The 21,498-nt window shown below is 61.8% G+C and carries 20 protein-coding genes; 7 read left to right on the top strand and 13 right to left on the bottom strand.

Annotated elements, in window-relative coordinates:
• Positions 1-22: 22 nt before the first annotated feature.
• The 3 genes from VXL81_RS15515 to VXL81_RS15505 all read right to left on the bottom strand — a co-directional run bounded on the left by VXL81_RS15515 (position 23) and on the right by VXL81_RS15505 (position 2,779).
• On the bottom strand, positions 23-163 hold the full coding sequence (locus tag VXL81_RS15515) for a hypothetical protein (protein WP_014880466.1): 141 nt from the start codon (positions 161-163) through the stop codon (positions 23-25).
• A gap of 283 nt (positions 164-446) precedes the next feature.
• On the bottom strand, positions 447-842 hold the full coding sequence (locus tag VXL81_RS15510) for a DUF6497 family protein (RefSeq protein WP_260104883.1): 396 nt from the start codon (positions 840-842) through the stop codon (positions 447-449).
• A 404-nt stretch (positions 843-1,246) separates the two neighbouring features.
• Positions 1,247-2,779 (bottom strand): acyl-CoA carboxylase subunit beta, encoded by a 1,533-nt coding sequence (locus tag VXL81_RS15505; protein ID WP_416535113.1) that lies wholly within the window; start codon positions 2,777-2,779, stop codon positions 1,247-1,249.
• A gap of 217 nt (positions 2,780-2,996) precedes the next feature.
• Between VXL81_RS15505 and VXL81_RS15500 the strand changes: the two genes are divergently transcribed.
• From VXL81_RS15500 to VXL81_RS15485, 4 genes are all read left to right on the top strand, one after another.
• Positions 2,997-4,226 carry a M10 family metallopeptidase gene (locus VXL81_RS15500; protein ID WP_416539039.1) on the top strand — a complete coding sequence of 410 codons (1,230 nt, stop codon included), beginning with the start codon at positions 2,997-2,999 and terminating at the stop codon, positions 4,224-4,226.
• A gap of 47 nt (positions 4,227-4,273) precedes the next feature.
• Entirely contained in the window at positions 4,274-5,485 is a 1,212-nt protein-coding gene (locus tag VXL81_RS15495; protein ID WP_340546038.1) for a multidrug effflux MFS transporter, read from the top strand.
• 162 nt (positions 5,486-5,647) lie between these two features.
• Positions 5,648-7,036, top strand: coding sequence for a helix-turn-helix domain-containing protein (locus tag VXL81_RS15490; RefSeq protein WP_340546039.1), 1,389 nt, complete (start codon positions 5,648-5,650; stop codon positions 7,034-7,036).
• A 135-nt stretch (positions 7,037-7,171) separates the two neighbouring features.
• Positions 7,172-7,669, top strand: a complete 498-nt coding sequence (locus VXL81_RS15485; protein ID WP_340546040.1) for a hypothetical protein — start codon at positions 7,172-7,174, stop codon at positions 7,667-7,669.
• Between the two features lie 110 nt (positions 7,670-7,779).
• Here VXL81_RS15485 and VXL81_RS15480 read toward each other — a convergent pair whose 3' ends face one another.
• The 5 genes from VXL81_RS15480 to VXL81_RS15460 all read right to left on the bottom strand — a co-directional run bounded on the left by VXL81_RS15480 (position 7,780) and on the right by VXL81_RS15460 (position 14,448).
• Positions 7,780-8,019, bottom strand: coding sequence for a YdcH family protein (locus VXL81_RS15480; RefSeq protein WP_416555004.1), 240 nt, complete (start codon positions 8,017-8,019; stop codon positions 7,780-7,782).
• Between the two features lie 151 nt (positions 8,020-8,170).
• The gene (betA, locus tag VXL81_RS15475) at positions 8,171-9,826 is read right to left on the bottom strand and encodes a choline dehydrogenase (protein ID WP_416541380.1); all 1,656 of its coding nucleotides are present in this window, start codon (positions 9,824-9,826) and stop codon (positions 8,171-8,173) included.
• A gap of 199 nt (positions 9,827-10,025) precedes the next feature.
• A complete protein-coding gene (gene betB, locus VXL81_RS15470; RefSeq protein ID WP_416555002.1) occupies positions 10,026-11,483 on the bottom strand; it encodes a betaine-aldehyde dehydrogenase in 1,458 nt (485 codons plus the stop codon).
• Positions 11,484-11,549: 66 nt separating this feature from the next.
• Positions 11,550-13,058, bottom strand: coding sequence for a choline-sulfatase (gene betC / locus VXL81_RS15465; RefSeq protein ID WP_416555000.1), 1,509 nt, complete (start codon positions 13,056-13,058; stop codon positions 11,550-11,552).
• Between the two features lie 181 nt (positions 13,059-13,239).
• Positions 13,240-14,448, bottom strand: a complete 1,209-nt coding sequence (locus VXL81_RS15460; RefSeq protein WP_416554998.1) for a BCCT family transporter — start codon at positions 14,446-14,448, stop codon at positions 13,240-13,242.
• 159 nt (positions 14,449-14,607) lie between these two features.
• Here VXL81_RS15460 and betI point away from each other — a divergent pair, with 159 nt between their 5' ends.
• Positions 14,608-15,183, top strand: a complete 576-nt coding sequence (betI, locus tag VXL81_RS15455) for a choline-responsive transcriptional repressor BetI (RefSeq protein ID WP_340546046.1) — start codon at positions 14,608-14,610, stop codon at positions 15,181-15,183.
• A gap of 55 nt (positions 15,184-15,238) precedes the next feature.
• Here the strand turns inward: betI and VXL81_RS15450 are convergent, their stop codons facing one another.
• The 3 genes from VXL81_RS15450 to VXL81_RS15440 all read right to left on the bottom strand — a co-directional run bounded on the left by VXL81_RS15450 (position 15,239) and on the right by VXL81_RS15440 (position 18,086).
• Positions 15,239-16,309 carry a DUF1036 domain-containing protein gene (locus VXL81_RS15450; RefSeq protein ID WP_416554996.1) on the bottom strand — a complete coding sequence of 357 codons (1,071 nt, stop codon included), beginning with the start codon at positions 16,307-16,309 and terminating at the stop codon, positions 15,239-15,241.
• Positions 16,310-16,375: 66 nt separating this feature from the next.
• Positions 16,376-17,353 (bottom strand): DMT family transporter, encoded by a 978-nt coding sequence (locus VXL81_RS15445; RefSeq protein ID WP_416546337.1) that lies wholly within the window; start codon positions 17,351-17,353, stop codon positions 16,376-16,378.
• A 127-nt stretch (positions 17,354-17,480) separates the two neighbouring features.
• Entirely contained in the window at positions 17,481-18,086 is a 606-nt protein-coding gene (locus VXL81_RS15440; RefSeq protein ID WP_416539044.1) for a LysE/ArgO family amino acid transporter, read from the bottom strand.
• Between the two features lie 138 nt (positions 18,087-18,224).
• Between VXL81_RS15440 and VXL81_RS15435 the strand changes: the two genes are divergently transcribed.
• Complete coding sequence (locus VXL81_RS15435) at positions 18,225-19,109, top strand: LysR family transcriptional regulator ArgP (protein ID WP_416541375.1); 885 nt, start codon at positions 18,225-18,227, stop codon at positions 19,107-19,109.
• Positions 19,110-19,219: 110 nt separating this feature from the next.
• Positions 19,220-20,050, top strand: a complete 831-nt coding sequence (locus tag VXL81_RS15430) for a hypothetical protein (protein ID WP_416554994.1) — start codon at positions 19,220-19,222, stop codon at positions 20,048-20,050.
• A gap of 9 nt (positions 20,051-20,059) precedes the next feature.
• On the opposite strand, the gene VXL81_RS15425 is transcribed toward VXL81_RS15430, so the two are convergent.
• Together VXL81_RS15425 and VXL81_RS15420 are read right to left on the bottom strand one after the other, a co-directional pair.
• Complete coding sequence (locus tag VXL81_RS15425; RefSeq protein ID WP_416535105.1) at positions 20,060-20,530, bottom strand: GNAT family N-acetyltransferase; 471 nt, start codon at positions 20,528-20,530, stop codon at positions 20,060-20,062.
• A gap of 88 nt (positions 20,531-20,618) precedes the next feature.
• On the bottom strand, positions 20,619-21,359 hold the full coding sequence (locus VXL81_RS15420; RefSeq protein ID WP_340546053.1) for a YebC/PmpR family DNA-binding transcriptional regulator: 741 nt from the start codon (positions 21,357-21,359) through the stop codon (positions 20,619-20,621).
• Positions 21,360-21,498: the final 139 nt, after the last annotated feature.

Raw genomic sequence — 21,498 nt, 5'->3', positions numbered from 1 at the left:
CAGGGCCGGACCCCTGTCGTGATTACTTGTATTTGCCGGTGTAAACGGGCTCAGCCGAAATCGGCTCGGGCTCGACAACGACGTATTCTTCTTCCTGCTGTGCGCAGGCTGCGGCGGCTGCAAGCAGGCCCGCCAGGGCAACGAGTTTGATGCTCTTGGACATTTCTGTCTCCCAATTGTGTCTTTGAAACCTGCGCGGGCCACGGCCGGCGCCTGCCTCATCCTCAAATAACAGATCACGCTCATGTGATCTGACGAGAGAGTAGCGGAGATGCGCGGGGTTTCACATCCCAAAGCCGGATCCGACGACACTTCGGCGGGCAAAGCTGCAAAAAAGCGCCAGTTTTCAGCCTGCATCGGCGTCTTTGTGACACCGGGGGACACCAGAACCGGCGGCAGCTGCCGGGCTGTAGCGGCCCGCAGCCCGCGGGGCAGACAACAGATCATCAGAATGCCTCCCAGATGCAGCTGTCACCCTCGGGGCGGTAGCTTTCAAAGAACTGTGTCGCCGCCGCATCCGCCGCCCCAAAGGGCACTTCGCGGTCCGACAGCGAGATCACCACCCGGACCGGCTCCAGCCCATGCTGGTGCAGATAGGCCAAAACCAGGGTCTGGCACAGGTGATCCATATCCGGGGCGGCCTGTTCATAGCTGATCAGCGCCGCGTCGCGGGCAATCTGCGGCGCAAGAAAGCGAAAGCGCACCCAAAGCTCGCCGGTGCTGTCGTCCAGAAGAACCTCATGCAGATCGACCTCCTGCCCCGATGGCAGATCAATCGGCAGCGATCCGGCCTGCGCAGCCGCGCCAAGGGCAAGCAGAACCGAGACCCCGGAGGCCGTCACGGCAGATTTGATGGCAGGCCCAATACCGCAGCCCCGACCCCAAAAACGATGGGCTCCTCCTGTCGGGGCTGCAGGCGCTGCACACGCGGTGCGCGCTGTCCGATATGAGCTGGCGCGGATCATGTGTCAGATTCGGTTCCGGTGTCAAACAAAGATACAAATGTGGGCGCAAACATCTGAGATTGTTCAAATTGATCGCATTTTGCGAACAATCCACCCGATATGCCGGCGATTGGTTCCAGCCCGCTGATTTCCAACAGGCTTTTGCCATCGGGGTGGCGGCAGATCGCGGCATAGGCAGGCGCTGACATCTGAGTTGTATCCTCATCACCCCTCGCAACCAAGGCGATATTTACCTTTGGCCGCAAGGGTCTGGGTCAGGAAATCCGGAACGGGTCCGGGTGTTACAGCGGGATATTGTCGTGTTTCTTCCACGGGTTTTTGAGCTGCTTGCCCCGCAGCGACGCAAAGGCACGGCTGACGCGTTTGCGGGTGGATTGCGGCATGATCACCTCGTCGATGAAGCCGCGTTCCGCCGCCACAAAGGGATTGGCAAAGCGTTCTTCGTAATCCTTCGTGTGCTCGGCAATCTTGTCGGCATCCGCCAGATCAGCGCGGTGGATGATTTCGGTCGCACCCTTGGCCCCCATCACGGCGATCTCCGCCGTCGGCCAGGCGTAGTTGAAATCGCCACGCAGATGTTTGGAGGCCATCACGTCATAGGCGCCGCCATAGGCCTTGCGGGTGATCACGGTAACCTTCGGCACCGTCGCCTCGCCATAGGCAAACAGCAGCTTTGCCCCATGTTTGATGACGCCGCCATATTCCTGGCTGGTCCCAGGCAGGAAGCCCGGCACATCAACCAGCGTCAGGATCGGGATCTCGAAACAGTCGCAGAAGCGCACGAACCGCGCCGCCTTGCGGCTGGAATCGATATCGAGACAGCCCGCCAGCACCATCGGCTGGTTGGCAACAACACCCACGGTCTGCCCTTCAAGGCGGATAAAGCCGGTGATGATGTTCTTGGCGAAATCTTCCTGAATTTCGTAGAAATCCCCCTCGTCCGCGACTTTGTGAATCAGCTCCTTCATGTCGTAGGGCGTGTTGGGATTCTCTGGAATCAGCGTATCGAGCGAGGCTTCGACGCGGCCCGGCTCATCAAAGAAGGGGCGAACCGGCGGTTTTTCGCGATTGTTCAGTGGCAGGAAGTCGACCAGCCGGCGGACCTCCGCCAAGGCTTCGACGTCGTTTTCAAAGGCGCCATCAGCCACCGAGGACTTCTTTGTGTGGGTCGAGGCGCCGCCCAGCTCCTCGGCGGTGACGACCTCGTTGGTGACGGTCTTCACCACGTCGGGGCCGGTCACGAACATGTAGGATGTGTCCTTCACCATGAAGATGAAATCGGTCATCGCGGGCGAGTAGACCGCGCCGCCGGCACAGGGGCCCATGATGACGGAAATCTGCGGCACCACGCCCGAAGCCATGATGTTGCGCTGGAACACCTCGGCGTAGCCCGCAAGCGAGGCGACACCTTCCTGAATACGGGCGCCACCGGAATCGTTGATGCCAATGACCGGCGCGCCATTCTGCACCGCCATATCCATGATCTTGCAGATCTTTTGCGCGTGGGTTTCCGACAGAGAGCCGCCGAACACCGTGAAATCCTGGCTGAAGACATAGACCATCCGGCCATTGATGGTGCCCCAGCCGGTAACCACGCCATCGCCCGCCGGGCGCTGTTTTTCCATGCCGAAATCGGTGCAGCGATGCGCCACGAACATGTCGAATTCTTCGAAACTGCCCTCGTCCAACAGCAGCTCGATCCGCTCGCGCGCGGTCAGTTTACCGCGCCCATGCTGAGCGTCGATCCGCTTTTGTCCGCCCCCCAGTCGCGCTGCGTTGCGACGGTCTTCCAGCTCGGAAAGGATATCTTTCATGGCCATGCCCCCTGTTGAATTTCAGGCGACCATAGACGCTGCACAGGAGAAGCCAAAGTCAATAATGGCAAATTTGCAAAGCATTTGCGTAACAGATGCGCTAATTTGCAAACAGGCACAGAACCGCGCAGAAACCGCCGAAGCGGCGGGTGTTCTTGATGTGCTGACCGATGTGCTCGTATCACCGGGGCCGAGCAACGGAGACGGAACACCCCCCATGTTACACCCTTCCCAGATCATACAGGCCATGCAGTTCGACGGGTTCTACACCCGCAATCCGATCAACACGGATAACGCCCCCCGGCTGACCATCACCTATCAATTCGCGGGCAGCTCCGCGCCCGGCGATCTGCCGACCGGCAGCACATATTCCGGCTGGCAGAGTTTCAGCGCCGCGGAACGGGCTGCCTTTGCCGAGGCTTTCGATCATATCGAAACCTTCCTGAACGTCGATTTTGTCGAGGTGCGGGGCGCGGCTGATCCCGACCTGAACCTCGGCTCCGTCACCATCCCCGGCAGCACGGTCGGGATCGGCGGCTACAGCATGAGCTTTCGCGGCAGTGATATCAGCAGCTGGGACGGCTATGCGGTTTTTGACAACACCCTGGATATGTCACAGGACAACCGTGAAAGCCTGATCCTGCATGAACTGGGACATGCTCTTGGTCTTCAGCACACCCATGATTCAAGCCTGCCCGAAGGCTATGACAGCAACCTCTATTCGGTGATGTCCTACCGCGAAAACCCGCTGAACGGTCAGGACAGCGATGCGATGATGCTGTTTGACGTGCTGGCGCTGCAGGACATCTGGGGTGCCGTCGATTACAACACCGGCAACTCTACCTATCGCGGATCGCGCACCGACACCGTGGATGTGATCTGGGACACCGGTGGCCGCGACACCTTCAACGCCAGCGACCGCAGCACGGCGGTGACACTGGATCTGCGCGAGATGCATTTCTCGAGCTTTGACACCGAAAGCGATGTGACAATTGCCCATGGCGTCACCATCGAGAACGCCATCGGCGGGCGAGGCCGGGATTTGATCATCGGTAATGACGCCAACAACCGGCTGGTCGGTGGCGGCGGACGGGACACCCTGCGCGGCGATGGCGGCAATGATGCCTTGAACGGCAACAGCGGGATTGACCTGCTCATCGGTGGCGGCGGCAATGACCGCCTGAACGGCGCTGGCGGCAATGATCGTCTGGTGGGCAACAGCGGCGCCGATATCTTCATCTTTGCCCGCAATGGCGGCAATGATACCATCCGCGACTTTCAGGACGATATCGACACGCTGCGCATCGTCGGCCACGGCAGCAGAGCCGAGGTGCTCGCCCGCGCCAGCGAGGTGGGCGACGATCTATACTTCGACCTTGATGGCAACAACAGCGTCACGCTGCGCAATATGACCCTGGATCAGATCAGCGACGATCTGCTGGTCTGAGGCTGCGCATTATGGACAATCGCCGCGGTGTGACCTAATTCGTTCACATGCGAACCATTCCGCGGCGATTTCTGGACCGTCGGTCCAACCCCAATATCGGCACGCTGATCCTGCTCTCTGGGCTGTCGGCGCTGGCGATGAATATCTTTCTGCCCTCCCTGCCCGGGATGGCCCGATATTTTGATGCCGATTACAGCCTGATGCAGTTGTCGGTCGCGCTGTACCTTGCCGTCAGCGCGGCGGTGCAGATTTTTGTCGGGCCGATTTCCGACAAGCTGGGGCGCCGCCCGGTCATCCTGTGGGGCGTGGCGCTGTTCTTGCTGGCGACGCTGGGCTGTCTTTATGCGCCGACGGCGGAGATCTTTCTGCTGTTTCGGATGTGTCAGGCGATTGTCGCCTCTGCCATGGTGCTGAGCCGTGCCGCCGTGCGCGACATCTACGACAATGATGCCGCCGCCAGCATGATCGGCTATGTCACCATGGGCATGGCGGTGGTGCCGATGATCGGCCCGGTGATCGGTGGCGCGCTGGAAGAGACCCTCGGCTGGAAAGCCAATTTCTGGCTGCTGATGGTGCTGGGGGCGGCAACATTCGCGATTGCCTATCTCGACCTTGGCGAAACCGCCCGCAAGAGCGGCAAGACCCTGATGGCGCAGTTCCGCGAATATCCCGAGCTGCTGCGGTCGCCGCGGTTCTGGGGCTATTCGCTGGCCTCGGGCCTGTCGTCGGGCGCGTTTTTTGCCTATCTGGGCGGCGCGCCTTTTGTCGGCACACAGGTCTATGGTCTGTCTGCTGCCGAGCTTGGGGTCTATTTTGCCTCGCCGGCCGTGGGGTATTTCATCGGCAATTTCCTGTCCGGTCGCTATTCGACCCGGATCGGGCTCAATCGGATGGTGCTCTGGGGCTGTCTGATCAACGGCATCGGCGTGGCGCTGTCGCTCACACTGGCGCTGGCGGGTGCCGACAGCGTCTATTCCTTCTTTGGCTTCATGACCTTTGTCGGGCTGGGCAACGGCATGGCGATCCCCAATGCCACCGCCGGTGCGATTTCGGTGCGGCCCCATCTTGCGGGCACTGCCTCAGGGCTTGCCGGTGCGATCATGATTGGCGTTGGCGCCGGGCTTAGCGCCTATGCGGGCTACCTGTTGGTGCCGGGATCGACGCCGGTGCCGCTGCTGACCATCATGCTGGCCACCGCCGTTCTGGGCTTTGTGTCGATCCAGGTGGTGATCCGCCGCGAGAAAAACCTCGGGATCTGAGCGGCATTAGCGCCGCCCTGCCCGGTTCGGGTGTTCGCATAACGCCCTCCCATCATCACCTTGCACTTTCCCCGCCAGCGCGTCCGATGGGCGTGCCGCTCTTGCACCGCATGATTTGCAATTCTACAGTTGCAACATCCAATATTTGCAAAGGGGACACCCATGGCGCAACAGAAACTCTATGCCGGAGCCAAGCTGCGGGAAATGCGGCTGCGTCTGTCGCTGACGCAAAAGGAGTTCGCCGCCAAGCTGGGGGTCTCCCTGCCCTATCTCAACCAGATGGAAAACAACAACCGCCCGGTTTCCACGACCGTGGTTCTGGCGCTGGCGCAGGAATTCGGGCTGGATGTCACCGAGCTGTCCACCGGTGACAGCGAACGACTGGTCAGCGACATGCGAGAGGTGATGGCCGACCCGGTTTTTGCCGATGCGGCAGTACCAATGGCGGATCTGCGGCTGACGGCTTCCAACGCGCCGGCGCTGGCGCGCGCGCTGCTGACGCTGCATCGCGCCTACCGTCAGACCCATGAGCGGCTGGCCTCGCTGGATGAGGCGCTGGGGCGCGAGGATGCGCGCATTCAGGCTTCGCCCTGGGAAGAGGTGCGCGATTTCTTCCATTATTGTGACAACTACATTGATGCGGTGGATCGCGCGGCAGAGAATTTCAGTGGCAGGCTAGACGCCCGCAGCGCCGCCATCGCCGCATTGGATCAGGCCGGGATCAGCGTGGTTTTCGGCGATATCGACGGGCTGCGAAAGTTTGATCCGGCAGGCAAGGTGCTGCGGTTGTCCAACCGTGCCTCACCGCAGACGCAGCTGTTCCAGTTGCTGTTGCAGGTGGCGCTGCTGCATCAGAACGACCTGCTGGAGGCCACGCTGGACTTTGCCAAGTTTCACAGCGAGGCGGCCCGCTCGATCGCCAAGATCGGCCTCGCCAACTATTTCGCCGGGGCCGCGATGATGCCCTACCGGCAGTTTCTGGATGCCGCCGTGGACTGCCGCCACGATCTGGAGCTGCTCGCCACCCGCTTTGGCGCCTCGATCGAACAGGTGGCGCATCGCCTGTCCACATTGCAGCGCCCCGGCGCCAAGGGGGTGCCGTTCTTCTTTGTCCGGGTTGATCAGGCGGGCACCATCACCAAGCGGCACTCGGCCACGCGGCTGCAATTTGCACGGTTTGGCGGCGCCTGCCCGCTGTGGAATGTGCACCGCGCCTTTGAGACGCCGGGCCGGTTCCTGCGGCAGCTGGCGGAGACGCCGGACGGGGTGCGCTATATCTCATTGGCGCGGGATGTGTCGAAACCGGGCGGTTCCTTTGGCTCTCCCGTCCGGCGCTACGCGATTGCCCTGGGCTGCGAGGTGCGCCATGCCGACGCTCTGGTCTATGCCGATACGCTGGATGTGAGTCAGGACAGCGCCTATGAGCCGATTGGCATCTCCTGCCGGATCTGCGAACGACGCGATTGCCATCAGCGATCGGTGCCACCGCTGGAACGGCGGCTGAGCATCAACACCGACCAGCGCGGCGTGCTGCCTTATGAGGTGAGCTGAAAGGATGCGGAACACCCAGCCGCGGTGCCCAGCAGGACCTGAGCGCCCCGGCAGAAAAGTTTCTTGCAGAAACAGGGGCGAGCCTCCAAGCTCGGCAGCCAGATACGAGTGTCCCCCGGAAAAGAGAGTAACCACATGAAAATCCCAGCTATTGCCGCCAGTTTCTTGTTGATCGGTGCGGTCCATACCAACGCGGTCGGTGCCCAGACACTGGAGCAATGGGGGGCCTCTGATTACTGGGATGTTCTGATTGATCCCTCACTGGGCGACGGCTGCCTGATCCAGTCGGAATTCACCGATGGATCCGTTGTCCGCATCGGTTTTGACCGCACCGAAGGCACGGGCTATGTCACTGCCTTCAACATGGGCTGGGGCGACATCGAGGAAGGGGCCTCCTATCCGGTTCTCTTCTCGCTTGACGGTCAGGATTATGATGCCGATGCGACGGGCATCTATCTTGAGGATGTGCCCGGGGCGGATATCGCCTTTGACAACCCCGATTTCCTGTTCGACCTCGCGATCAAACAGACGATGACGCTCTACACGACCGAGGGCGAAGTCATGTCGATTGACCTCACCGGGAGTTACAAGGCGCTTGAAGCGGCAATCGAATGTCAGGAAGAAATGGGCTGAGCGATATCTCGGCCCCGATCTTCGGCATGATATCGCAGGAATAATCGCGCGGGTGACAGGAAAAGAGGGGCACCGGCGGCGCCCCTCTTTGCTGTTGTTGGCTGGGTTTCTTACGCCTTTGACAACAAGCCCCAGATCTCATCCTTAAGGGCGGCGCGCTGTTTGCGCAGGTCGGCTTCGGCAGTTTCGGACATCGGCTCGACATTGGTTTCGGCGCGATGCACCGCGCGGTTCACCGCGTGATAGCTGTCCGCAAGCTTGGCAAAATGGGCGTCCGATTGCTTCAGCGCATGGATCTGCGGCTGCTTGTCGGGAAATTCTTCGGCCAGTTCGTGGGGGGTATTGGACATCTGCTCGCTCCTTGATTTTTCAGCGTCAGACGGACCTTAGCCAGCCCTGCCCCTGCCCACTTTGACGCGGATCAAACCGGCAACTTCGTCCGACTAAAAAACGCCCGCGCAACGGGGTGCGGCGGGCGTTTCAGGGCTATCCCCCGGCTGTTCAGCGCTGGGAGGTTTGCCAATTCGGGTTGAACCAGGCCTGCGCGTTTGACGACGGCAGGCGGCGGCCGAGAATGTGGTCGGAGGCTTTCTCGCCGGTCATGATCGAGGGGCCGTTGAGGTTGCCGTTGGTGATGCGTGGGAAGATCGAACTGTCGGCGACGCGCAGCCCCTCGACGCCGATGACGCGGCATTCGGGATCAACCACCGCCATCGGATCCTCCACCGCGCCCATCTTGCAGGTGCCGCAGGGGTGATAGGCGCTTTCGACATGTTCGCGGATAAAGCCGTTCAGCTCGTCATCCGATTGCAGCCCATCGCCGGGCTGGATTTCATATTTCACGAACGGCTTCATCGCATCCTGTGCAAATACCTCGCGGGTCAGGCGGATACATTTGCGGAAATCCTCCCAGTCCTTCTCGGTCGACATGTAGTTGAACAGGATTTTTGGCGCATCCTTGGGATTGCTGGAAGCCAGCGTGACCTCACCGCGCGAGTCCGAGCGCATCGGGCCGACATGGGCCTGAAAACCGTGGCCCTCGGCTGCGGCCTGACCATCATAGCGCACCGCGATGGGCAGGAAGTGGTACTGGATATCCGGGTAATCGACGCCCTTGTCCGAGCGGATGAAGGCGGCGCTTTCGAACTGGTTGGAAGCGCCCAGACCGGTTTTGGTGAACAGCCACTGCGCCCCCACCATCGCCTTGCCAAGCAGGTTCCAGTATTTGAACAGGGTAATCGGCTGTTTGGAGGCGAACTGGAAATAGAATTCCAGATGGTCCTGCAGGTTCTGGCCCACGCCGGGACGGTCGACAACAACGTCGATGCCATGCTCGGCCAGATGTTTGGCCGGACCGATGCCCGAGAGCATCAGCAGTTTGGGCGAGTTCAGCGAGGAGGCCGCAAGAATGACCTCGGCGTTGGCGCGGATCACCTCGATCTTGCCGCCGCGCTCGACCTCGACGCCGACGGCGCGCCCTTCTTCAATGACAACCTTGCGGGCAAAGGCGCGGATCAGATCGCAATTGTCACGCTTCAGCGCGGGCTTCAGATAGGCATTGGCGGCGGACCAGCGCTGACCCTTGTAGACGGTCATTTCCATCGGACCGAAGCCTTCCTGCTGCTCGCCGTTGTAATCCTCGGTCACCGGATAGCCGGCCTGTTCGCCCGCCTTTACAAAAGCCGCGTGCAGCGGGTTGTCGCGGGGGCCACGGGTCACATGCAGCGGGCCGTCGGTGCCGCGCCAGTCCGCATCGCCGCCATGGCCGCGATCGTCCCAGGTTTCCATACGTTTGAAATAGGGCAGCACGTCGGCATAGGACCAGCCTGTCGCCCCGGTCTCGGCCCAGTGGTTGTAATCGCCTGCGTGGCCGCGCACATAGACCATGCCGTTGATCGAGGAGGAACCGCCGATCACCTTGCCGCGCGGGCAGACCAGCTCGCGACCCCCCAGATGCGGTTCCGGCTGCGATTTGTAGCCCCAGTCGTACATCGACATATTCATCGGGTAGCTCAGCGCCCCCGGCATCTGGATGAACGGTCCGGCATCACTGCCGCCATGTTCGATCACCAGAACCGATTTTCCTGCCTCGGACAGGCGGTAAGCCATGGCACAGCCGGCAGAGCCGGCACCGACAATCACATAATCCGCGTTCATTGCGTCTCTCCATTGCGGATCCGGGTTGGGTCAAGGATGCCTGTGGCACCGCGCCATGGCGCGGCCTGTCCTTGAGGCACCCCGAATCTGCCTCATCATTGTTGTGGTCCGCCGAGGACGCGAAGCGCCCTCAGCATCCCCTTCCCTCTTGCCCTTTTGGGCAACGGGGCGGGTGGGTGGGCGTTGCCCAAAAGGGCAATCAGAACGCCGCTTCGACGTCGCCCATGCGGACGTAGACCGATTTCACCTGGCTGAAGTGCTTGATCGCCTCTTTCGAGTTCTCTCGCCCCACACCGGAGGCCTTCACGCCGCCAAACGGCGCCTCGACCGGCGCGTCGTTGTAGGAGTTGATGAAGCAGCTGCCCGCCTCCAGCTGGCCGATCACCCGGTGAGCGCGGCTGAAGTCATTGGTGAAGACGCCCGCCGACAGGCCGAATTCGGTGTCATTGGCCCGCGCGATCACCTCTTCCTCGGTGTCGAAGTCGAGGACCGACATCACCGGGCCAAAGATCTCCTCGCGGGCGATGGTCATATCGTCGGTCACATCGGCAAAGACGGTCGGTTCGACAAAGAAACCATCCATGTCTGCGCGCTTGCCGCCGCAGATCAGGCGGGCGCCCTCTTCTTTGCCCTTCTCGATGTAGCCAAGCACGATGTTCATCTGGTTTTCGGTGACCATCGGGCCAAAGCTGGTGGCCTCATCCATCGGGTCGCCGAGGATTGCGTTGCCGGTGCGTTCAGCGAGACGGGCGAGGAATTTCTCCTTGATGCCCTTCTGCACGAACACGCGGGTGCCGTTGGAGCAGACCTGACCCGAGGAATAGAAGTTGCCATTGATGGCGCCGCCGACGGCGTTTTCCACATCGGCGTCGTCAAAGATGATCAGCGGCGACTTGCCGCCCAGTTCCATGGTGACGTGCTTCATGCCAGCAGCGGCGGCGGCATAGACCTTCTTGCCGGTCGGCACCGAGCCGGTCAGCGAGACCTTGTCGACGCGCGGGTCGGTGACCAGCGCGGCCCCGACCTCGCCCATGCCCTGGATGACGTTGTAGAGGCCCGCGGGAAGGCCCGCCTCATGCAGGATCTCGGCCACCTTCAGAGCGCAGAGCGGCGTGGTCTCGGAGGGTTTGAACACCATCGAGTTGCCGCAGGCCAGCGCAGGCGCGCCTTTCCAGCAGGCGATCTGGGTCGGGTAGTTCCAGGCGCCGATGCCGACGCAGAGGCCCAGCGCCTCGCGCACGGTATAGACCCAGTCTTCGCCCATCGGGATGTGCTCGCCGGTGAGGGAGCCTGCGAGGCCGCCGAAATACTCCAGCGCGTCGGCGCCGGAGGTGGCGTCGGCCACCAGCGTCTCCTGTAGCGGCTTGCCGGTGTCGTAGGTTTCCAGCACGCTGAGCTCGTGGTTGCGTTCGCGCATGATGTCGGCGGCGCGGCGCAGGATGCGGCCGCGCTCGGTGCCGGTCATCTTGGCCCATGCCTTTTGCGCGGCTTTGGCGGTGGAGAGCGCCTGTTCGACGATTGCGGGCGTGGCCGCGTAGACCGTGGCGATCTGCTCGCCGGTGGCGGCATAGATCACCGGGATCGGGGTGCCGCTGGTGTCTTCGACATATGCGCCATTGATGAAATGGCTGGCTTTGGGCTGTGCGGGGTGTGTCATGATTTTATGCCTCCGGCGGGGATATTTGGGGCCAGAAGAACTGGCGTAGGAGTATGTGTGAGTGGTCTATTCGCCGCGAGGAAAGCGGTTGCCATCCTCAACGTCGTTCAGATCCATATGGTTGCGCATGTAGCGTTCGGATGCTTTTTGCAGCGGCTGGTAGTCCCAGGGGAAATAGCCGCCCTGGCGCAGGGCTTCGTAGACGACCCAGCGGCGGGCCTGACTAGCGCGTACCTCAGCGTCGAAGCGGTCCAGATCCCAGCGGGCCTCGGACTTGGCGCGCAAGGTCTGCAACGTGCCTGCATGGGTCGGGTCGTCGGCCAGATTGTTGAGCTCCTGCGGATCCGCCTCCAGATCGAACAGCTGATCGGGGTCCAGCGTGCAGCGATTGTATTTCCATTTGCCATAGCGCAGCGAGATCAGCGGCGCATAAGAGGCCTCGGCGGCGTATTCGATGGCAACCGGTTCGCTGCGCTCCGTGCCCAGAGCCAGCGGAAGCAGGTTCTGCCCGTCTGTCCAGGGTTCGATCTCTGCCATATCCACACCGGCCAGCGCGCCCAGCGTTGGGGTCACGTCCAATGTGGATACAGGCGTCTCGATCAGCCCGGCAGGCAGGTTTGGTGCCGAGATCATCAGCGGCACGCGGGAGGAGCCTTCATAAAAGCTCATCTTGAACCACAATCCCCGCTCGCCCAGCATGTCGCCGTGATCAGAGACAAAAAGGATGATCGCCTCTTGCCGTGTGGTTTCCAGCACCTCAAGGATCTCACCGATCTTGTCGTCGAGGTAGGAGATATTGGCGAAATAGGCGCGGCGGGAGCGTTTGATATCCTCTTCCGAGATATCAAAGCTGCGCCAGTCATTGGCGTCAAAAATCCGTTTGGAGTGGTTATCGTGGTCGGCGTAGTCCATCGCCGAGACCTCTGGCAGCAGATGGTCGCAATCTTCGTAGAGGTCCCAATATTTGCGGCGCGCCACATAGGGGTCATGCGGGTGGGTAAAGCTGACGGTCAGGGCCCAGGGGCGATCATCTTTGCCACGCGCCAGATCGTAGAGCTTGGCCTTGGCGTGATAGGCGACCTCATCGTCATATTCCATCTGGTTGGAAATCTCGGCGATGCCTGCGCCGGTGACCGACCCCATATTGTGATACCACCAGTCGATCCGCTCTCCCGGTTTGCGATAATCCGGCGTCCAGCCGAAATCGGCCGGGTAGATATCGGTGGTCAGGCGGTCCTCAAACCCGTGCATCTGATCGGGGCCGACGAAGTGCATTTTGCCGGACAGGCAGGTGTAGTAGCCCGCGCGGCGCAGGTGGTGGGCGTAGGTCGGGATATCGGAGCGGAACTCAGCGGCATTGTCGTAGACACCGGTACGCGACGGCAGCTGACCGGACATGAACGAGGCCCGCCCCGGCGCGCATAGAGGCGAGGCAGTATAGGCGTTCTTGAAACGTGTGGAGCGGGCCGCCAGTTTTTTGAGATTGGGCGCATGCAGGAAATCGGCGGGACCGTCGGGGAACAGCGTACCGTTCAACTGGTCAACCATCACGATCAGGATATTCGGGGCGGTCATCTTTCCAACGTCTCCTCTGTCTTTGCAATGCGGCCTTGGGCCCGGTGATAGCTTGCAACAGGTGGCGTTTTGCGGGGCCAGAAGCGCGCGACACAAAGAACCAATCCTGTCAGATGTCTGAATGCGGCGATGCCGCGAAAGGCCCCGGCCCTGCCATCTGGCGGGCCGGGGCGCCCGGTCTTTAGTGGGCTGTTTTGATACGATCGAAGTCGAGGGTGTTTTCCTCAGGCGAGCTGGTGATCGCTGCAACTTCGCTACGCTTCTTCACGAAGATGTAGATCAGGCAGGCGATGTAGATGCCGATTACCACGGTGCCGACCCACTGGATCTGCAGCCACTGGCTCTGGAAGGCCAGGGTCAGGGCAAAAAGCGCCACCGCATTGCCAAGCACATAAGGCAGCTTGCCCAGACGTTCGGCGCTGAGGTTCATGTTGTCGGTGTAAAGGCGGATCAGCGAGTCAAACGAGTTGATCACGAAGAGAATGCCAACGACGGTCATGGACCAGTTGATCAGACCAGCGGTCGGGATGGTGTTGAGGTGGTAGAAATACAGCACCGAGAACCAAACCGCGAGCGGGATCGACGGGAACACCAGAAGTGCGGCAAGCAGCTGCCATGTGGTCAGACCGCCAACAAAGCGCGAGGTGAACTGGCCGATCATGATCGACCATGCAAACCACCAGAACAGGTAGAATTCATGGTATTCGGTCAGCGGCAGGATGAATTTGTGGATATTGCCGAAGTAGCCGCCGATATTGCCAGCTGTGGTGACAAACTCACCCAGCCCCATACCTGCATAGGCCCACATGCCAAGGATCAGCGCGAAGAAGAGGAAGGTCGAACCCACCGACAGGATACGGACGTATTTGATGTCGGTCGAGGAATAGGCCGCCGCCAGGATCACCAGGAAGCAGATCACATAGAAGGCCGGGATGACCGTCTCACCGTCGCCGACTTCGGCGATATAATAAGGCATGTAGATGAGGAACAGCGCACCGGTGAAGGCACAGGTGGTGATGATCACCAGATTGTTCAGCAGCTTCACGATGCCGATTTCAAAGAACTTCACCCGCGGCTCGATGGCGCAGAAATAGAAGGCGGTCAGGAAGTAGAACGCCCAGATCAGGAAGCCCCAGAAGCCAAATTCGAGCGCCAGCGGATTGGTGAAGGCATAGGCGGGCTCTGTCGCCGTATCCGCGTAAAGCGGGAAGTCGAAGGCGAGTGGGAACATGATCAGCCCCACATCCAGACCCGAGGTGAAAAGAATAGCGATGAAGGTGAACAGCGGCACCGGGGTGACCCCGACGATGCGCATGTTCCACCATTTGATCACGCAGAAAATCACCAGCGCAAAGGCCAGCAAGATCCCGGCTGAGATGATTGTTGTCATACGTCCCTCCCTTGGATGGGCGTTGGTCGCCCTTTTGACGTGTGCGACAGACATAGCAGAAAACGGGAGGTCCCCAAATAGTTTTTAAATGACCATTCAAGATCCGGAATAGTCATAACAGGAGTTGAAACGCAGACCGAGCTGGCGCAAGACTTCTATATGGCTAGAAAAAGAATTCGCGACATCCGGAACGAAGAGCTGATCGAAGCAACCATCGTTGCGGTCCACCGCCGCGGCTATGGTGTTGTTACCATGGCGGAAATCGCGAAGGAAGCGGGGGCCTCGGCAGCCTCGATCAACTATTATTTCGGCTCCAAGGAAGGGCTGATGGAGGCCACGATGCGCCATCTGCTGAACAAGCTGCGCCTGGCGATGATTCGTGGATATGCCACGGCGCAGACGCCAAAAGAGCGGCTTTATGCGGTGATGGACGCCAATTTTGACGATGATTTGTTTCGTGTCGCGCCCTGTAGCCTGTGGATGCAGTTCTGGGCCAGCGCGCCTTATTCGAGTCGTCTGTCGCGGCTGCACAGAATCAACCGCAGCCGCGTGCGCAGCCATTTCCGGGCCGAGCTGAAATGCCTGTTGCCGCAGGACCGGGTCGAAACCGCCCGTCAGGCGCTGCAATGTTATATGGATGGCGTCTGGCTTCAGGCGGCCCAGTCCGAAACGCCGCTGGATCCCGAACAGGCGCGCCGGGCGGCACATCGGGTTGTGGATCTGGCGATCGGCTGACAGCCACTGAACCGGGCCGTTGCCCGACGATCTGGCCCGTCGAGCGGATGGCAGTTCAGTTCAGCGGCAGGTCCTGACGGCGATAGTGCAATCGGCTGTCACGCGGCATGTAGCCCAGCACCAGATCGGTCTCCGTCAGGGAGAGGATGCGGTAACAATGGGTCGGTCCGCCGTCCTCGGCCTGAGCGACGAGGAACGGGCCCGCACCCGCAGCATCAGCGCAGGCGGTCTGCACCGAGAGCAATTCGGTCATAGTTTCGACCGAGCCGTAGAAATTGCGCCGCGCCGCCCCTTCGACCACAAAAAGATCGTAGGCATCCGACTGTGAGACCCACCTGCCCGCCAGCTGAGTAAGCAGGGTGTCATATCGGGTCTCGTCCCGCTCTGTCAGCGCGCTGATGCTGGCCTGGATGACGCGATCCCCGATCGCCAGACGATTGCCGGCCACCCGCACCGGAGCGCCTGCATCCAACGTCAGCAGACGCTCGATGATGGCAGTCTCTGTCGCGCCGTCATTGGTGACGCAGATCTGCCCCTCCTCCATCACCAGCTTGCAGATCACCCGCCCGTCGCTCTGCCGGACCTCGCAGCCCTGAAAGGTGACATCCCGATCAAACCCGCTGTCCGGCGGCGCGGTGGCACCTGACGCCGCGCTTTCAGGCGAGGCGTGACGCGGGCGGGAATGTTCGCTGAGCTGCGCCACATAGGCGATTTTGGCGCCGGGGGCATCGGTGGTTGTGGCGAGCGCCTGGGTGTCGATCTTGGCAAAAAATGCGCTGTCATAGCCACGTATTGCGCAATCATGGTCGCCATAGATGGTGAACTCATCCGGCGCGGTGCAGAAGGAAATCCGCTCATCCAGAAACTGCCAGTCCTGTGCCTCGCTTCGGAAGTAGTAGAAGCGGTTGCGCAGCGGGGCGTCGATCACCCGCTCGCAGGTGGCGGGTGGCAACTGCCACCAGCCACGGGAGATCCAGCGCCCGTCATCGCGGAACGCCAGGCTGAGCGACTGCGGCACTGCGGTGTCATTGCAGATCTCCAGCCCGACATGACCGGTGTCGGCCCAAGCCGATTGCACCAGCGCCGCCGGTGCAATCAGAAGAGCCAAGATCCATCGGACGCGCATGTCGTTCACCTCTATTCTCGAATTATTCCGGTGTCCCTATCAGTGCTCTGTGACGGTTTTGCGAAATCAGACCTTTGTGGCGAGGCTGGCAGGTGTCAGCGCCCGGCGTTTCAGCACCGCCTCCCGCCAGGTGATGAAGCTGACAGCCGCCAGGATCAGGCAGCCACCGGCGACAACCCAGATATCCACCGCCTCTTCGAAGACGAGGGCGCCGAGAAGTGTCGCCCAAAGCAATTGTAGAAAGGTTACCGGCTGGGTCACCGTCACCGGCGCTGACGCAAAGGCAAGCGTCATGGTGAAATGCCCCGCTGTCGCAAAACAGGCGACCGCAAAGAGGACAGCCAGCTCCCAGATGTTCGGGGTCACCCAGACCGCGGCGGCAAAGGGAGCCAGAAACACCGTGACCCAGATCGACAGCATCGCCACGACAACCACCGGGTTGGTGCCATCAACCGTTGTTTTGGCCAGAAGGTAGGACGCGCCAAAGGCCAGCGCGGTAAAGAGCATGGCAAGATGGCCTGCCTCTACCTCGCGAAATCCGGGGCGCAGGATGATCAGCGCGCCCAGCAGCGCCACAAGAATGGCGCCCACACGCCGCAGGGCCATCCGTTCGCCCAGAAAGAGGGCGGCACCGATGGAGACATAGATCGGCGACAGGTAGTTCATCGCCGTGACCTCGGCCAATGGGATCTGCGTCATGGCAAAGAACCACAGGATCACCCCCAGCGTATGCACAAAGCCGCGCATGGCAAACAGCCCCCAGAGCCGGGCGGTGAGCCGCGACCGGCGCAGCGTCGCGACCATCGGCACCAGAAACACCAGCCCCATCAGGTAGCGCAGAAAGGCCGATTCCGCAGGCGGGATGCGATTGCCGAGGTATTTGACAAGGGCGGTCACCGCGACAAAACACAGCCCCGTCACCAGCATCCAGAACACCCCTTTTACCGGGTTGCCGACGGGGGGCGCCGGCGGCCTTACGGCGGCGGCGGCGGCGGCGCTGTCGGATGTGGGGTGGTCGTCGGATGGAGTGGTCATGGCGCGCATGAGAGCACCGGGGCGGTCGCAGAACAACCCTTCACATATGAAATATGTTCTTGTCCCGGGCGGCACGACCGGGTTTGTGCGTGACGCGCACAGAGGCGCATCAGAACCTGTATGACACCCCGCACTGTCACATCATTAGCAGCTTGATGGCGATGGCCCACATGGTCAGCCCCACCAGCACGTCCAGCAGCTGCCAGGCTCGGGGTCGGGCAAAGACCGGTGCCAGCAGGCTGGCCCCGTAGCCAAGCGTGAAGAAGAAGACAAAGCTCGACAGCGCCGCACCAAGGCCAAAGACCAGCGGCTGCGGATATTGCGCCGAGATCGAGCCAAGCAGCACCACGGTATCGAGATACACATGCGGGTTGAGCCAGGTCAGCGCCAGCACCGTGGCCAGCATCGGCCAGAGTGTCACCGGCGCGCCCTGCCCGTCTGCGCTGTCCAGATGCGCGCCGCCGCGCCATGCCGACCTGAGGCTGCGCGCGCCATACCACAGCAGAAAGGCCGCGCCGCCAAGTCGCATCGCCAGCTCGAACCACGGCAGTGCCAGCGCCAGCGAGCCGAAGCCCAGCACTCCTGCGGTAATCAGCAGCGCATCGGAGCTGGCGCAGGTGAGGCAGATCCAGAACACATGCTGGCGTCTGAGCCCCTGCCGCAGCACAAAGGCATTCTGCGCGCCAATGGCCATGATCAGGCTCAGGCCGAGAAAGAAACCGGCAATCAGGCTGGAAGGCATGGGATCTGTCCTTTGTTATCTTGGTGCAGGCGGCCTGGTCCAACAGGTGACCTGGTGGTGGTCGTGGCCTGTGCTTTGACTAAGGCGCTGAGCGGGTGTAAGCAAATTAATCTGACTTACCCAAATTAAGATCTGCTAATGCAATTCGATCCCAATCAGCTCGCCGCGCTATCGGCTGTCTTGCGGCTCGGCTCGTTTGAGGCGGCCGCGCAGGCCTTGCGGGTGACGCCGTCGGCGATCTCGCAGCGGATCCGGGCGCTGGAGGATCGCATTGGCAGCAGCCTGGTGCAACGCGGCAGCCCCTGTCTGGGCACCGAGGCCGGTCTGCGGATCGCCAAACATGCCGAGGATGTCGCCCTGCTGGAGGCGGCAGTGTCCGACGATCTGCGGCTGGAGCGCGCGCCCGGTGCCTCGCGGCTGCGGGTGGCGATCAATGCCGACAGTCTGGCGACCTGGTTCGTTCCGGTGATGGCGGCCTGCGAGGGGCTGCTGTTTGATCTGGTGATCGACGATCAGGACCACAGCGCCGACTGGCTGCGCCGGGGCGAGGTTTCGGCAGCGGTGACGGCCCGCGCCAAGCCGGTGACCGGCTGCGATGCCCATCCGCTGGGGGCGCTGCGCTATATCGCGACCACCTCGCCTGCGTTCCGCGACCGCTGGTTTGCCAGCGGCGTGACCCCGGAGACGGCGCGTCGTGCGCCCTGTCTGATCTTCAACGCCAAGGATCAGCTTCAGGCGCGCTGGCTTGGCGCGCATGTGGGACCGGGGATTGCGCCGCCTGCGCATTTCCTGCCGTCGAGCCAGGGATTCGTCGATGCGGCGCTGGCGGGCGTCGGCTGGGGGATGAACCCCGAGCAGCTGGCTGCGCCCTATCTGACGGCCGAGCAGCTGTGCCCGCTGATCCCAGACACCCCGCTGGATGTACCGCTGACCTGGCAGGTGAGCCGGGTTCTGGCCCCGGCCCTTGCCGATGTGACCCGTGCCGTGCTCAAATCAGCCCGTCGGCATCTGACGCCGATCTAACCACCGGGGGCACGAATACAGTGCCAGAGGACCACAAAGGCAACAGAACGGACGGCAGGTTATCCAGCCTGAAGACAGATCCCGCCCGCAGCTCGCCGGAGCGGCTGCATATGCTGACGCTGGGCCGCAGTTTCCTGTGGCAGCTGGTGTTGCCACGGATGCTGGTGCTCCTGACATGGGCGCTGCTGAACACGGTTGTCGTGCTGCCGCTTCGGCTGCTTTATGCGCTGGTGCTGATTGATGGGCTGTTGCTGCTGTGGCAGGCGCGCAGTTTCCTGCGCAGCGCCGATGCCCATATTCGCGACACCGGTCATCTGGCGCCGGTCTGGGGCGGCTATCTGGCCATTCTCTTCGCCGGTTTTGCCACGGTGACCCTGTGGTGGGACGCAGTGCTGATCGCAACCACCCCGAAGGAGCCGGATTATGCCGAAACCGAACGGCTGGCGCGCGAGGCGCTATATGATCTGTCGATCACCCCGGATGGGCGTCGGCTGGTCTTTGCCGGGGAAATCCCGCATGGGCTGACGCGCCGGGTGGCGGCGATGATGGCCGAGGCGCCGGCCCTGCGCGAGGTGGCGCTGAGCGGTCCGGGCGGGCTGATCTATGAGGCGCGAGGTGTGGCCCGGCTGATCCGGGAGCGCGCATTGGACACGGTGGCCGAGGGTGCCTGCGCCTCGGCCTGCACCTTGGTCTTTGCCGCCGGAGAGGAGCGCAGGCTCGCCAAGGGTGGCAGCCTTGGGTTCCATTCCTATGCGCTGGCCTTTCCCGGTGGGTTGCCGCAGGTCGATCTGAACCGCGAACAGGCCCGCGACCGCGATTTTCTGATTGCACAGGGGGTCAGCGCCGATTTTGCCGAACGGCTGTTTGCCACCGACCATCGCCAGCTCTGGACACCGGATGCGGACGAGCTGCGGCGCGCAGGTGTGCTGACCCGGCCCTAAGGCGCGGGTTTATTGCAGCGATTTGGTCATTCGGTAGTTGTGCAGCATCACGCCGCGCCGTTCAAAATCGCGCCGCCCCTCATCGCTGAAGCCCTGCCGGGTGAAGAAGCGCTTTGCGGCCTCGCTGGCCTCGACATAGAGGATCTTCAGCCCCAGATCGCGCGCCCGGATCTCCAGCTGACGATAGAGCGCCACGCCGACGCCTGTGCCCGCCACATCCGGGTGGCAGTAGAAACAATCAATATGGCCGTCCTGCTCCAGCTCGATAAAGCCCTGCGGCTGATCGCGGCCGTCAGCCGCAACGAAGATGACCCGCCCGTCCAGAGCGCGGCTTTGCCAGACCGTGGCGGGGGCGGCTTCCGGGCTCCATGCGGCGCATTGCGCGGCGGTGTAGTCCTGCCGCGCAACACCATGCACGGCGGCATGAAAGATCTGCGCCACTGCGGCGGCATCTTCGGCGCGGAACTCTCTGATCTGCATCGGGCGGCCTTTCTACAGCATTCCCAAGGGGTTCAAAGAAAAAGGCCCGCCGGGCTGACGGGCCTTGGAAATCGCATCGGACGCTGGCTCAGAGCTGCGCCATCACCTCGTCGGAGGCTTCAAAATTGGTGGTGACCCGCTGCACGTCGTCGTCATCTTCCAGCGCATCCACCAGCTTCATCAGCTTCTGCATGCCTTCGAGATCCAGCTCGGTTGTGGTGGTGGGTTTCCAGACCAGCTTGGTCGATTCCGACTCGCCCAGTTCAGCCTCAAGCGCAGTGGAGACCTCGTTGAGGTCGGTGTCGGCGCAGTAGATCAAATGCCCGTCCTCGGCGCTTTCGACATCCTCGGCACCGGCTTCGATGGCGGCCATCATGACGGTATCGGCATCGCCGACAGCGGCGGGATATGTCACCTCGCCCTTGCGTTCGAACATGAAACCCACGGAACCGGTTTCGCCGAGGTTGCCACCATTCTTGGAGAAGGTGGAGCGCACGTTGGAAGCGGTGCGGTTCTTGTTGTCGGTCATGGTTTCGACGATCACAGCGACACCGTTGGGGCCATAGCCCTCATAGCGGATTTCGTCGTAGTTCTCGGCGTCGCCGCCGGTGGCTTTCTTGATCGCGCGGTCAATCACATCCTTGGGGACGGACTGGCTTTTGGCTTCTTTGACGGCCAGACGCAGACGCGGGTTCTTGTCCGGGTCGGGGTCGCCCATCTTTGCGGCGACGGTGATTTCCTTGGAGAGTTTCGAGAACAGTTTCGACCGCGCGGCGTCCTGACGGCCCTTGCGGTGCTGGATGTTCGCCCATTTGGAATGGCCTGCCATGGTGCATCCTTGCTAATTCAATTTCGGATCTGGCGCCCATATAGCCCCGACACCGGGGGGCTTTCAAGCGCCCCATATCCGGCCCGGCGCACCATGCGGGCGGTGACAGCCGTGAGCCGCACTGCATCCGGCGTGCAGG

This window comes from Phaeobacter sp. JH204B (assembly GCF_048055755.1).
Lineage (GTDB): Bacteria > Pseudomonadota > Alphaproteobacteria > Rhodobacterales > Rhodobacteraceae > Phaeobacter > Phaeobacter bryozoorum.
This window is presented reverse-complemented; position numbering and strand designations above follow the sequence as displayed.

Bases quoted from the DNA above. Each gene is read 5' to 3' on its own strand.
- VXL81_RS15515 (WP_014880466.1), bottom strand. From the start codon at position 163: ATGTCCAAGAGCATCAAACTCGTTGCCCTGGCGGGCCTGCTTGCAGCC.
- VXL81_RS15505 (WP_416535113.1), bottom strand. From the start codon at position 2,779: ATGAAAGATATCCTTTCCGAGCTGGAAGACCGTCGCAACGCAGCGCGA.
- VXL81_RS15500 (WP_416539039.1), top strand. From the start codon at position 2,997: ATGTTACACCCTTCCCAGATCATACAGGCCATGCAGTTCGACGGGTTC.
- VXL81_RS15495 (WP_340546038.1), top strand. From the start codon at position 4,274: ATGCGAACCATTCCGCGGCGATTTCTGGACCGTCGGTCCAACCCCAAT.
- VXL81_RS15490 (WP_340546039.1), top strand. From the start codon at position 5,648: ATGGCGCAACAGAAACTCTATGCCGGAGCCAAGCTGCGGGAAATGCGG.
- VXL81_RS15485 (WP_340546040.1), top strand. From the start codon at position 7,172: ATGAAAATCCCAGCTATTGCCGCCAGTTTCTTGTTGATCGGTGCGGTC.
- VXL81_RS15480 (WP_416555004.1), bottom strand. From the start codon at position 8,019: ATGTCCAATACCCCCCACGAACTGGCCGAAGAATTTCCCGACAAGCAG.
- betA (WP_416541380.1), bottom strand. From the start codon at position 9,826: ATGAACGCGGATTATGTGATTGTCGGTGCCGGCTCTGCCGGCTGTGCC.
- betB (WP_416555002.1), bottom strand. From the start codon at position 11,483: ATGACACACCCCGCACAGCCCAAAGCCAGCCATTTCATCAATGGCGCA.
- betC (WP_416555000.1), bottom strand. From the start codon at position 13,058: ATGACCGCCCCGAATATCCTGATCGTGATGGTTGACCAGTTGAACGGT.
- VXL81_RS15460 (WP_416554998.1), bottom strand. From the start codon at position 14,448: ATGACAACAATCATCTCAGCCGGGATCTTGCTGGCCTTTGCGCTGGTG.
- betI (WP_340546046.1), top strand. From the start codon at position 14,608: ATGGCTAGAAAAAGAATTCGCGACATCCGGAACGAAGAGCTGATCGAA.
- VXL81_RS15450 (WP_416554996.1), bottom strand. From the start codon at position 16,309: ATGCGCGTCCGATGGATCTTGGCTCTTCTGATTGCACCGGCGGCGCTG.
- VXL81_RS15445 (WP_416546337.1), bottom strand. From the start codon at position 17,353: ATGCGCGCCATGACCACTCCATCCGACGACCACCCCACATCCGACAGC.
- VXL81_RS15440 (WP_416539044.1), bottom strand. From the start codon at position 18,086: ATGCCTTCCAGCCTGATTGCCGGTTTCTTTCTCGGCCTGAGCCTGATC.
- VXL81_RS15435 (WP_416541375.1), top strand. From the start codon at position 18,225: ATGCAATTCGATCCCAATCAGCTCGCCGCGCTATCGGCTGTCTTGCGG.
- VXL81_RS15430 (WP_416554994.1), top strand. From the start codon at position 19,220: ATGCTGACGCTGGGCCGCAGTTTCCTGTGGCAGCTGGTGTTGCCACGG.
- VXL81_RS15425 (WP_416535105.1), bottom strand. From the start codon at position 20,530: ATGCAGATCAGAGAGTTCCGCGCCGAAGATGCCGCCGCAGTGGCGCAG.
- VXL81_RS15420 (WP_340546053.1), bottom strand. From the start codon at position 21,359: ATGGCAGGCCATTCCAAATGGGCGAACATCCAGCACCGCAAGGGCCGT.